Here is an 11,321-nt window from a genome sequence, read left to right as displayed (position 1 = left end):
TACAACTTCTCCCTCCTGCTGCGATGGTTCAGGCAACTTTTGTGTCTGTTCGCCGCACTCCTCCTCACGTTCCAGAGCCGACCGATGCCGCAACAACCTGCCTGAAAGCGAGTTCTTCACGATCGACTAACTAGTACGGTGACTGCGCATTTGCGTTGAGCGATGAAGCGACTGCTATCCTTCATCCTACAGAAATCGTGAAGTACCCACGTGCATTGTCCTCGTTGAATCCTTCACAAGGATCCCTGTTCATCCCGCGCGGGCATCGGCCTAATACGTCGGCCCGGAGGCCTTCACGATTTCTAACGCTCCTCGACGTGTTCGTGGTGGAGTATGGCATCAGCATGGTCGCTTATCACAACCGGGCACCATAATCAGGTAGCGATATTCGCGGCGTGGCGAGTTGCCGCGTCGATCCGGTCCTGTGAGATGCGTCCAAGTCTCGCCAGATGGGCTACGGTCGAAATCTGCAGCTTCAGAAGTGAGCCGCATCCATGGCGCGCCTCTATATCCTTGTATTCGCAAAGGCGCTGTTCAAGCTCCGCCACAAGCGCAGTATCGGTTGGTAAAAGATCATTATCGCGTTCTTCATGCATAAGAGCAGCTACCACCAAGTCTCCGACACCAATCGCGTACTCGAAGTTTCTGACCGTTTGATTACTGCCGGCGCATCGATGCTCTCCCACCATTGATGTTCGTCCGGTCCGCGAAGCAATGCAATGCATGGTCGCCGTTCGTTGATCGTATCCGGTGCTTGTCGTACTGAAGGATTTTCCGGACTCTTTTGCGCGAAGCAGTTCGGGCATGTTCTCTCCAGCGAAAGGAGAATGCCCATGAATGTTCAGGAACTGCTTCACAAGGGCCGCTTACCAGGCGAGGGTTCGATATGGCAACAGGTACCGTCAAGAGGTTCAACACTGAGAAGGGTTATGGCTTTATCGGACCCGACGATGGTTCAGCGGATGTTTACGTACACATCTCTAGCGTCCAACGATCCGGTCTGCGAGGGCTGAGCGACGGGCAAACAATAGCTTATGAGTTACTCGCGACCGACGCTACGGAAAGGCCGTCGCCGAAGACCTTCGATTCGTTTGATCCGTCGTCGTACACTGCCGCACTCCCATACCACCACGTTGACTTCAGAAGGTGCTAAAGGACATGATGGAGCATTTCTGAAAACGTGCTATTGATTTTTGTTAAGTGTGAAATGCAGTCATGATTTTGGGAGGAGTCATGGTAGATATATTCTCGAAACGGGACGGTCCACGCCCCGAAGACGTTCAAATCAGGCAGGTCATCGAACAAAACAGAGGCCTGATCACCAAGCTCGCTGACCATCTCAGCAACGGACGATACTCGAATTCCAAGAAGCCGCGAGCGACCCCTCAAGCCGAGGGTCTCATAATCCACATCGGTGGAAGCCCGGCTGCGGCGCCCGAACCAGAAGCCCGCATCAGAGTAACGCCCAACGACCGGATAATCGCCGTCGACTTGCATTCGGGACGGCAACTCCTGCACTTCGGGGACATTCGGGCGACCGGGAACGCGACTGCGTTCAAGCTGGCCACCGCCGACAACAGCTACGTGGCTCCGCTTGACGACGATATCGTAGGAGTGCTTGCCGATATGGACGGAGTTACTCTCGGCGCCGCCTACGGCGCTGCCGATCTCGCCGCCGACATCGGCCGTCGCCTCGATATCGCTCCTGAAGCGTGACACGTCCGCGCCCGCCTACGTTTTATCCAACGCATCGTATCGTTACTGGGACGCGAGACCTAGATGACTCAAAACACGAATGGCGTAACTGATTTTTCTATTCCCCGCTCACCGGATGCGGGATCGAGCGCAGTCGCATTGCGCTCGGACTACGATGAGACAACTGTGACCCGAGCCTGGGAGTGCGTGCTTGAGGGAAGCCGACACTCCTCGGTTTCAACGCTCCCAATACGTTCGACGATCCACGACTCCTGGCATCGCTGCGCCGATGGCGGAATCAACGCGCAACAAGACCATGCGCCAATCGAAACTGATCGCGAGGTCGTTGAGGCGCGGTCGCGTGGCAGTTGGGAATTGCTCGAAGCCGCCGCCCGTCCTTTTGCAACGATTGGTCGGATGCTCGATGGCACGGGGGCAATGCTCGTGTTGGCTGACAAGGACGGCGTCCTGATAGATGTCATCGGTGACAAAAGAACTGTTTTCGACGGAAAGGACATACATCTCGGTATCGGCGGCAAGTGGACCGAGGATGTGGTTGGGACAAACGGGATCGGGACTGCCCTCTGGACTGGCGAACCTGTTTTTGTTCACGCCGCCGAGCATTTCTGTGCCGGGATCAAAAGGTGGACTTGCGCAGGATCTCCAATACGGGATCCATTCGACGGCAAGGTGATAGGGGTGGTGGACCTGTCCGGACATCCCGATATCTTTCGGCCCCACAATATCGCGCTGGTCACGGCCGCAGCTCGGGAAATTGAGCGAGCAATTGCAGATTCCCAGACAGCGGAGCGAATGATGTTGTTGGAGGCGTTCCTTGCGTCTGCAAACAACTACCGTGCCAGTGACGGCTTGCTGATCGTCGATCGTCAGGGCAGGGCGATCTTCCATAACAATGTGACCCTTCCGGAGGGGCGCCGCCTCGGAAATGGGTTGCGACCGAGCAGCATGAGCTGTTGGTCGCCGGAGCTTACGGGCTCCGGCTTCCTTGATACTCTCGCGACAAGTCTTCCGGAAACGATGCGGGACTGCAATGTCTGCCCCCTAGAGCTCGATGGCGATATCCGCGGTGCCGCATTGGTATTTCAGAAGAATTCGAGGGGGCGGACCGTATCGATCAGTCGTCGTCCATCTGAACGAGCACGCGATGAGAGCTCCATTATCGTTGGCCAAAGCGAGGCAATTCGGGCCGCGGTAGACATTGCCTGTCGTGCTGCGGAAACGGACGATGTCACGTCACTGCTAATCGAAGGCGAGACCGGTGTCGGAAAGGAGCTGTTCGCCCGCCTGATCCACGCTGGCAGCGGGAAGCAGACAGACTCTCCGTTCATAGCCCTGAACTGCGGAGCAGTGACGAAGGAGCTTTTCGGTAGCGAGCTATTCGGTCATGTCCCCGGAGCGTTCACAGGAGCTTCGCGCGACGGGAAGGCGGGTGTGTTCGAGCTCGCGAGCGGCGGCGTTCTAAGCCTCGACGAAATCGGCGAGATGCCGCTGGACATACAACCGTTCCTACTTCGCGTGCTTGAGGAGCGCGTCGTCCACCGTCTCGGCGAGAGCCGCGCGCGGCCCGTCTCCGTCAGGCTCGTGGCCTCGACCAATCGCGATCTAAAGGAAGAAGTCTCGGCCGGACGCTTCCGTCGGGACCTGTTCTACAGAGTGAGTGCGGTGACAATCCACGTGCCGCCGTTACGCGAACGTGGCGATGATTCCCTCCTGCTTCTCGAACATTTCAATCGGAAGCTGGCGGAGCGAAGGGACATCTGTCCTCTTGAGTTTACCAATGAGGCTCTGGATGCGCTGCAGGCCTATCGTTGGCCGGGCAATGTCCGCGAGTTGCGCAACCTCGTCGAACACCTGCACCTTCTAGCAAGGGATCGAGTGATTGGCCTCGGCCATCTCCCAGCCGAAATCGCGGAGGTGCCAGCTTTGATCGGTTCCGTGGCAGGAGAAGACTCGGTCCTGAGCTTCGCGGAGGCTGAGCGCCAGGCGGTTCTCAAGGCACTGGCGGCGGAGCAGGGGAACCTTAGCAAAGTGGCCACCCGGCTCGGGATTTCGCGGCCAACGCTTTACCGAAAGTTGGAGCAGTTCGGAATCAAGCGCAGCTATGCCTGACGTATGAGACATTCAGACTGCTCACGTCCTCAGGCCATTCTGGAGAATCTGGACGCGAGATTCCTCGCGCCCAGACACATTGACGAAACGATCAAATGAGATCGAAGCGGTCAGCGTTCATAACCTTCGTCCAGGCGGCGACGAAATCCTTCACAAACTTCGCCTTGCCATCGGACTGGCCGTAAACTTCCGCTATGGCACGAAGTTGCGAGTGTGAGCCAAATATGAGGTCTACGCGAGTACCAGTCCACTTGACCGCGCCGGTTTTGCGGTCTGTGCCTTGGTAGATGCCCTTCTTGCCCGGCACTGGAGCCCATACGATGGCCATGTTTAGAAGATTGACGAAGAAGTCGTTCGTCAGTGCTCCTGCCCTCTCCGTGAACACCCCATGCTCGGGATTGCCGACCTTCAGCACGCGAAGACCGCCGATCAGTACTGTCATCTCGGGTGCGGTAAGCGTCAGAAGTTGAGCTCGGTCCACGAGCGCTTCTTCGGGCTGCATGAATTGACGCTTGTTGTCGTTGACGTAGTTTCGGAACGCATCGGCCCGCGGCTCCAGCGGCGCGAAGGAATGTGCGTCTGTCTGTTCCTGAGAGGCATCCGTGCGACCCGGTGTGAACGGGACGAGGACGCTTTGACCGCCAGCCGTCGCAGCCTTCTCAATTCCGACGCCACCTGCGAGGACAATGAGGTCGGCAAGCGAAATTCTCTTTGCCGATCGAGTGGCATTGAACTCGTCCTTGATTGCCTCAAGTGCGCCGAGAACCTTGGAGAGTTGCTCGGGTTGATTGACCTGCCAGTATTTTTGTGGCGCGAGACGGATGCGCGCTCCATTGGCGCCGCCCCGCTTGTCCGAACCGCGGAACGTCGACGCAGATGCCCAAGCAGTGCCAACCAGTTCTTCGACAGACAGTGAAGTCGTAGCGATCTTGTCCTTCAGAGCCATGATGTCGGCGTCGTTGACAAGTTCGTGGTCGACAGCCGGGACAACATCCTGCCAGATCAAGTCCTCGGCGGGCACTTCTGGTCCGAGATAGCGCGCCTTTGGTCCCATGTCGCGATGGGTCAGCTTGAACCAGGCGCGAGCAAATGCGTCGGCGAATTCGTTCGGATTTTCGAGGAAGCGTCGAGAAATCTTTTCATAAATCGGGTCAAACCGCAGTGCCAAGTCGCTGGTGAGCATGCTTGGCAGTTGCCTCTTAGCCGAGTCGAACGCGTCCGGTATGGAGGCGTCGGTGGTCTTTGCCACCCACTGTTTCGCGCCGCCCGGGCTGGTGCTCAGCTCCCATTCGAACCCGAATAGGTTTTCGAAGAAGTAGTTGCTCCACTTGGTCGGTGTCTGGGTCCACGTGACCTCGAGACCGCTTCCGATGGCGTCCTTGCCCATCCCGGTCTTGAACTTGCTTGACCAGCCCAAGCCCTGTGCCTCAAGCTCATTCCCTTCGGGATCAACGCCCACGAACGACGGATCACCCGCTCCATGGGTCTTGCCGAACGTGTGGCCACCAGCGATCAGTGCCACCGTTTCCTCGTCATTCATCGCCATCCGAGCGAATGTCTCGCGAATGTCTCGCGCCGAAGCGAGCGGATCCGGATTGCCGTTTGGACCTTCTGGATTGACGTAAATGAGACCCATCTGGACCGCGCCGAGCGGTTCATCAAGCTCGCGTTCCCCACTATAACGCTCGTCGCCAAGCCAGGTGCCCTCAGGACCCCAGTACAGTTCCTCCGGCTCCCATACGTCAGCTCTGCCGCCTGCGAAGCCAAAGGTTTTGAAGCCCATGGATTCGAGTGCAACGTTGCCTGTCAGGATCAGGAGATCGGCCCAGGAGATCTGGTTGCCGTATTTCTGCTTGATCGGCCAGAGCAGACGCCGAGCCTTGTCGAGATTGACGTTGTCTGGCCAACTGTTGAGCGGGGCGAACCGCTGCTGCCCCATGCCCGCACCGCCGCGGCCATCCGCAACACGATAGGTGCCTGCGCTGTGCCACGCCATACGAATGAACAGGCCGCCATAGTGGCCGAAATCTGCGGGCCACCAGTCCTTCGAATCCGTCATCAGCGCGGACAGGTCTTTTTTCAGCGCGGCGAGATCGAGCTTCTTGAATTCCTCGGAGTAGTTGAACTCGCCCCCCATGGGGTCCGAGAGACCTGAATGATGGTGGAGAACTTGAACGTCCAACTGGTTCGGCCACCAATCGCGATTGGATCGAGCCCGGGGCGTGTTGCCGTGCGCGAGCGGACATTTACCTGCAGTCTCGGGTTTGTGGTCCATTTCTCTTCCCTTGTCGTTTGAGATGGCTACTGTTCAGCACTCGTAGCGGGAGGTGAAAAAAATGGCGCACGGGCTGACCTTCCTGCTGAAGTGCCAGCGGTCGCCCGAACGCCGTCAAACTTGAGTTGCTCTATGCCCGTCCCAGTCTTTCCGCACCGCCACCTAACGCAGGACCAGCGGTGGGATCGATCTCGTCCTCCTCGAGGTCGCCGATAAGAGTCTCGGTCGTGAGAATGAGCTTGGCGACAGACGCCGCGTTCCGAAGTGCCGTGTACGTGACGCGTACCGGATCGATGATGCCCGCCTCGATCATGTTCTGGTAGTCGCCTGTGGATGCATTGTAGCCGTGACCGCTGTTCACGCGTGTTACCTCTTCGACAACCGCTGCCGGATCAGCCCCCGCGTTGATCGCGATACGGGAGAGGGGCCGAGTGAGGACGGATTTGACGAGACGCACGCCTTCCGAGACATCACCCTTTGTTTTTTCCAACAGGTCGTCCAGAACGGGGGCTGCTTGCGCCAGCGCCGATCCGCCGCCGGCGACCACACCTTCCTCCACAGCAGCGCGGACGGCGTGCAGCGAATCCTCGATAAGCTGTATCGTACGCTTTTGCTCCACGGGAGTGACACCGCCGGCGTAGATGACTGCGGTGCCGCCGGAGAGTTTGGCAAGTCGTTCGCGCAGCTTGTCTTGCTCAATGTTCGGTGGCGCCACATCATACTGGCGCTGGACCTGCGCTTTGCGGGCTTCGATTGCGGCCGGATTGCCTCCGCCTCGAACGACGGTAGTGTGGGTCGAACTGGTCCTGACGCGTTCTGCAGAACCAAGATCGCCGATGGTCACGTTCTCAAGCTTGCCGCCAAGATCACGTGCAATCACGCGACCGCCCGTCAGGATTGCCAGATCCTCCAGAAGAGCTTTACGCCAATGCCCGTATTCGGGCGCGTGAACTACCAGATACTTCCCTGGCTTCTCCTGGCCCAACAATGCGACGACGGCCTCTGGAGACATATCTTCGCCAAGGATCAGAAGGGGTCGCCCAGCCTCGTTGGCGATGCGACGCGCGGCATCGAGTGATGAAGGATCCTTGATCTTGAGATCCGTCATCAAAATGAGAGGGCGCTCAAGGACAGCCTCCATTTTCTCCTGATCCGTAACCATGTGATGGGAGAGATATCCGCGATCGAACGACATCCCTTCGACAACATCCAGCGTTGTTTCAGTCGTAACGCTGAAATCCGTAGTGATGACGCCCTCGGTTCCAACACGCTCGTACGCCTCGGCCACGAGTGCGCCGAGTTTCGGATCGGTAGCGGCGATGTTTGCCACCGCCGAAAGGACGCCGTTTGCCTTGGCGGGCTTGGCCTTGTCCTTTAGGGCCACCACGATCCTCTCGACGGCAAGATCAATGCCCTTGCAGAGATCGACGGACTTGGCACCGCGCTCGTTTGCTGCGATGCCCTCCTGGACCAGGGCGTTGGCCAGCACGATCGCTGTCGTAGTGCCGTCCCCAGCGATCTCGTTCGTTTGCATGGAGACTTCGCGAACCACCTGCGCGCCCATGTTTTCGAACCGATCGGAGAGTTCAATCTCCGACGCGATGCTGACACCGTCGCGCGTGACCATTGGCGTGCCGATCGGTCGGTCGATCATAGCGTTCATGCCGCGTGGGCCAAGTGTGGGCTCCACTGCGGCGGCGAGCCGATTGACACCGCGGGCCAGTGCGCGCCGCGCCGCTGAGTTGTGTAGCATCATCTTAGACATAGTTCCTCCTCTACCGCCGCGGCGGTTCCTCACTTCGGTGACTTCAGTCTTCTTGACTTTAGTTGCTGGTCGTATGCGGCTGCCCGCATCGAGCGGGCACGCGCCCGACGATGAAGTCGACCAGCGTCGGTTCACCGTCAATAACTTCCATTTCCTTGTAGCGGGTTGTCTTCAACCCGCGACAGATAGCTCCGTTGAATTCCATATTGATGCGGACACTGCGCAGATTGGCCAGGTGAGAGGGGAGATCCTGCTCCTCGATTACTGCTCCGTCCCAGTTCGTGATTGCGAGATCATGGGGTGAAAGCGCAGGCCAGCGCGCCAGCAATGCCTCGCGGTAACGCAGGATTGGCCCTGCCAGGTCTCCGGCATTCGATGCCCGCGCGTCCAGGTTTGCCAAGGTTGCGTTGACGATAGCGCTGTCGGTCGCGTCGGTTCCACGAAGAAACAGGATCACAGCTTCCTGTCGACGCTGGAAAGCCTTCCGGCGGAACTTCTCGCGCAGCGGCTCGAGATCAGTATTCTCCGCAAGGGAGCCGAATATCTCCGCAAAGCTCTTGCCGGAGGCTACACCCTGGTTCACCTCGTCGGCGAACATATGGTCGTGCAGGGCTATCCTGAAGTGCGGCGACCAGGACAGTGCTTCGAGCGCCAGCCGTATGTCCTCCAGCATCAGGAAAGCGAAGTTCGGAGAGCACCAGTATGTCGGCAATCTGAAATCGACTTCGACATCACCGTTGTATGCGATCTCGGCCCGTTCGATGAAACCCATTTCGGTGACGGGTTCGTCCAGCTCCGGGTCGTTAACCTGTGCCAGGTGTCGCCAGAGTTCCCCCTGGCGACTTTCTCTCATTTGGGAGGCTGTCATCGTACTACTCCGCGGCAACGCTGAACGGAGTCGCTGCCAGTGCCTTCTTCTTGGCGGCGATGTCGATATTGTAGAGACGTGCTGCGTTCAGGCCGAGGATCTTTTCCTTGATCTCCGGTGTGAGGTCGACGCCACGCTCCTGCTTGATGTCTTCCGGTAGTTCGAATGCCCAGAACTTCTCAACGAGCCAGCGTGGCGTCCAGATGGCGTAGTCAGAACCAAAGAGGATCTTCTCCGGGCCGACCCAGTACAGCAGCTCCGAAATAACCTCGGCAAAATACCGAGGGCGGGAGTGGATGAAGGGCAGGGCGACGGCGAGGCCACCGTAGACGTTCGTTTCCTGCACTGCGATCCAGCAGAAGTCGTCGAGGCGTGGCAGACCGCAGTGTTCGACGATCCAGTTCAGCCCCTGGAAGTCGGTTGCCGCGTAGTCGACGTCGTGTACGTCGAAGGAGTCCTTGTTCAGCGGGATAATGGTCGGCCCCTTGTGAACGTGGATGTTCTTGATACCCAGCTTCTCGCAGAGTTCGAAACAGCGATACGCGTCGGGATCGTTGAGTCTCCAGCCCTTGGAGGCACCGTTCCATTCAGCCGTGTACATCTTCACGCCTTGAATGTTGTAGGTTTCCTTCATGAAGTGGATATATTCGAGTGCCTTCTCACCGTCGCGGGGGTCGAAGGATCCGTTCACGATGAAGCGTTCGGGATAGCGCTTGGCGACTTCGATGTTGCGCTCGATCGTGTTGAAGCCGTTCTTGTAGAAGTCCTTCAAGTACGTGGACTGGATGATTGCGACATCGTCCGGCCCGTCGATGAAAAGGTCACTATAGAAATTGTCGGCGCTGTACTTCTCGAACTTGCTCTTCTCCCAAAGCAGTTCCTTGGGGCTGAGTGCCGTGTGATATCCATAGAAACATTCGATAAACTGCTTGCCATGGATGTTTCTCTGATTTTCCGGGCTACCGTCCCAAAAGTGGGTGTGGCCATCGACGACGAATATCTCTTTGCCTTCGGGTGTGACGAACATTTTGCTCTCCTCCAAAAAATCTTTGTGCTCAAGGTGGCGCGCCTAGATTGGCGCGCTACCCCGAAATCTGTCCGGCCTCAGATGTAGTCGAAGACCTCATCCATGTTGCCGAACAGGATCACCTCGTTGTCATCGATGCGAACCATGCGGCCGTAGTGGGTGGAGGTATTCACCTCGAAGATCTCGGCCGTCATCTCGCGCCCGAGGTATTCGCTGATCTCGTCCATTTTGAAGATCAGCTTCCCGTTGCCGTCGATCCGGATCATCGCGGGCTGATAGGTAACGATCACCCCTGGCTTCTTGCTCATGAACTCGGCGATAGCTCGCGCCTCGACTGAGTCATTCATGGTGACACCACACTGGTGGGAGATCGTCTGCTCGAAGGTGATATCCTTCATCGACTTGAAGATGTTGTCGTGCGACGTATCGCGTGCAACGCTTGACATATGTGAGCCTCCTTGGCCTAGCGCTTGAGATCGAGTTCGCTGAGAATGGTACCGATGCGTTCCTGTGACTTGGCCTGGACGTCGGCGAACGATATCGGCTTGGAGTGGGGCATCGACCAGATTGGCTGCAGCCCCGTCGCCGCCTTGTCAGCGAGCGCTGCGTGCTTCGAAATCCAGGACTGGAAGACCTTCCTGTTGGCGTCGCCATGGATGTTGTCGTTGGCGAGCAGGTAGACAAGGTCGATGGTGTTCGCGAGATTTCGCTCGTAGTCGGCCTCGGCGGCCGAAACGACTGGCGGCGTGATGAAGTCGTGGTTGGCTGCCGCGGCCTGCATCAGGAAACCGGACCGGAAGAGTTCGCCGACCAGAGGCTCGAACACGAGGTTGATCGCGAAATACTGCTCGAGATAGTCCTCCGTGCCCATGATGGTCTCTACCGCCTGGCGGGTCGGCTGCCAGATCGGGTCTTCAAGCCAGGTCTTCTTGCCGAACTCGTCATCCCAGCCCTGAATGTCCATGCCAATTTCGGCAAGGTAGAGCGTTATGTCCTGGGCTAGGCGGAGTTTGTACGACGAGTTGGTCAGCGTCGCATTGTTGATCATCTGGGTGTAGCCGTACCGCTGGGCCTGCATCAGGGACGTGCCCAGGCCGAATTCCACATGCTTCCAGGCGCCAAGATGAGCCTGCAGGATCTTGATCCAGGCCTTGTCGAAAGTCGCTGGCGCGCCAGCCCGCCGAGCGTTCGTGATGACGCTCTGCACCATCGTCTCGATCTTCGACTGGCGCTGGTAATGCGTCCTCTCCCATTCCTGGTCAGGTGCGCGGAACGCGTGCCAGTTGGAGCTCTTGATGACGGTGTTGTCCTTGACGTAGGCGCCTTTGCCGTTCGCGAAGGAAATGATCCAGTTCTGGATCAGGTATCGCTCCGGATCCGGCTGGACGTCGACGGTGACATCCTCATAATGGGTCGCGCGTTGACCCTTGGGTTCGAAGTAGCGGTATCTGCGGCTGTCGGAATCCGCGAATATTGCGGCTCCTGCTGCTCCTGATCCGACTGAACTCGAAATTGCAGGCATAGTTTTCACTCCCTTGTTTCGATGGATGGTGCTGTCCGG

At 58.0% G+C, this 11,321-nt stretch carries 9 protein-coding genes and 2 pseudogenes; 4 read left to right on the top strand and 7 right to left on the bottom strand.

Annotated elements, in window-relative coordinates; genetic code table 11:
- Positions 1 to 374 precede the first annotated feature (374 nt).
- Entirely contained in the window at positions 375 to 806 is a 432-nt protein-coding gene (locus tag IB248_RS28595; RefSeq protein WP_029792695.1) for a hypothetical protein, read from the bottom strand.
- Positions 807 to 886: 80 nt separating this feature from the next.
- Here IB248_RS28595 and IB248_RS32250 point away from each other — a divergent pair.
- From IB248_RS32250 to IB248_RS32015, 4 genes and pseudogenes are all read left to right on the top strand, one after another.
- A pseudogene (locus IB248_RS32250) lies at positions 887 to 1,095 on the top strand (cold-shock protein).
- Between the two features lie 138 nt (positions 1,096 to 1,233).
- Positions 1,234 to 1,716: a hypothetical protein gene (locus IB248_RS28585; RefSeq protein ID WP_029792699.1), complete on the top strand. Its 483-nt coding sequence runs from the start codon at positions 1,234 to 1,236 to the stop codon at positions 1,714 to 1,716.
- Positions 1,717 to 1,779: 63 nt separating this feature from the next.
- Positions 1,780 to 2,424: pseudogene (locus tag IB248_RS32430) on the top strand (GAF domain-containing protein); the annotation flags it as partial.
- A gap of 237 nt (positions 2,425 to 2,661) precedes the next feature.
- Positions 2,662 to 3,825, top strand: coding sequence for a sigma-54 dependent transcriptional regulator (locus tag IB248_RS32015; protein ID WP_246779312.1), 1,164 nt, complete (start codon positions 2,662 to 2,664; stop codon positions 3,823 to 3,825).
- Positions 3,826 to 3,916: 91 nt separating this feature from the next.
- Here the strand turns inward: IB248_RS32015 and katG are convergent, their stop codons facing one another.
- From katG to IB248_RS28550, 6 genes are all read right to left on the bottom strand, one after another.
- Positions 3,917 to 6,100 carry a catalase/peroxidase HPI gene (katG, locus tag IB248_RS28575; protein WP_029792697.1) on the bottom strand — a complete coding sequence of 728 codons (2,184 nt, stop codon included), beginning with the start codon at positions 6,098 to 6,100 and terminating at the stop codon, positions 3,917 to 3,919.
- 130 nt (positions 6,101 to 6,230) lie between these two features.
- Positions 6,231 to 7,865 (bottom strand): molecular chaperone GroEL, encoded by a 1,635-nt coding sequence (locus IB248_RS28570; protein ID WP_192242032.1) that lies wholly within the window; start codon positions 7,863 to 7,865, stop codon positions 6,231 to 6,233.
- Positions 7,866 to 7,923: 58 nt separating this feature from the next.
- Positions 7,924 to 8,733: an iron-sulfur cluster assembly protein gene (locus IB248_RS28565; protein ID WP_210333084.1), complete on the bottom strand. Its 810-nt coding sequence runs from the start codon at positions 8,731 to 8,733 to the stop codon at positions 7,924 to 7,926.
- A 4-nt stretch (positions 8,734 to 8,737) separates the two neighbouring features.
- A complete protein-coding gene (locus tag IB248_RS28560; protein WP_192242031.1) occupies positions 8,738 to 9,760 on the bottom strand; it encodes an amidohydrolase family protein in 1,023 nt (340 codons plus the stop codon).
- A 77-nt stretch (positions 9,761 to 9,837) separates the two neighbouring features.
- The gene (locus IB248_RS28555) at positions 9,838 to 10,206 is read right to left on the bottom strand and encodes an MmoB/DmpM family protein (protein ID WP_062372216.1); all 369 of its coding nucleotides are present in this window, start codon (positions 10,204 to 10,206) and stop codon (positions 9,838 to 9,840) included.
- Between the two features lie 17 nt (positions 10,207 to 10,223).
- Positions 10,224 to 11,282 carry an aromatic/alkene monooxygenase hydroxylase subunit beta gene (locus tag IB248_RS28550; protein WP_192242030.1) on the bottom strand — a complete coding sequence of 353 codons (1,059 nt, stop codon included), beginning with the start codon at positions 11,280 to 11,282 and terminating at the stop codon, positions 10,224 to 10,226.
- Positions 11,283 to 11,321: the final 39 nt, after the last annotated feature.

It is taken from the genome of Rhizobium sp. RHZ01 (genome assembly GCF_014851595.1).
GTDB lineage: Bacteria > Pseudomonadota > Alphaproteobacteria > Rhizobiales > Rhizobiaceae > Rhizobium > Rhizobium altiplani.
The sequence above is the reverse complement of the archived record's forward strand: the minus strand, read 5'-3'. Positions and strand labels throughout refer to the sequence as shown.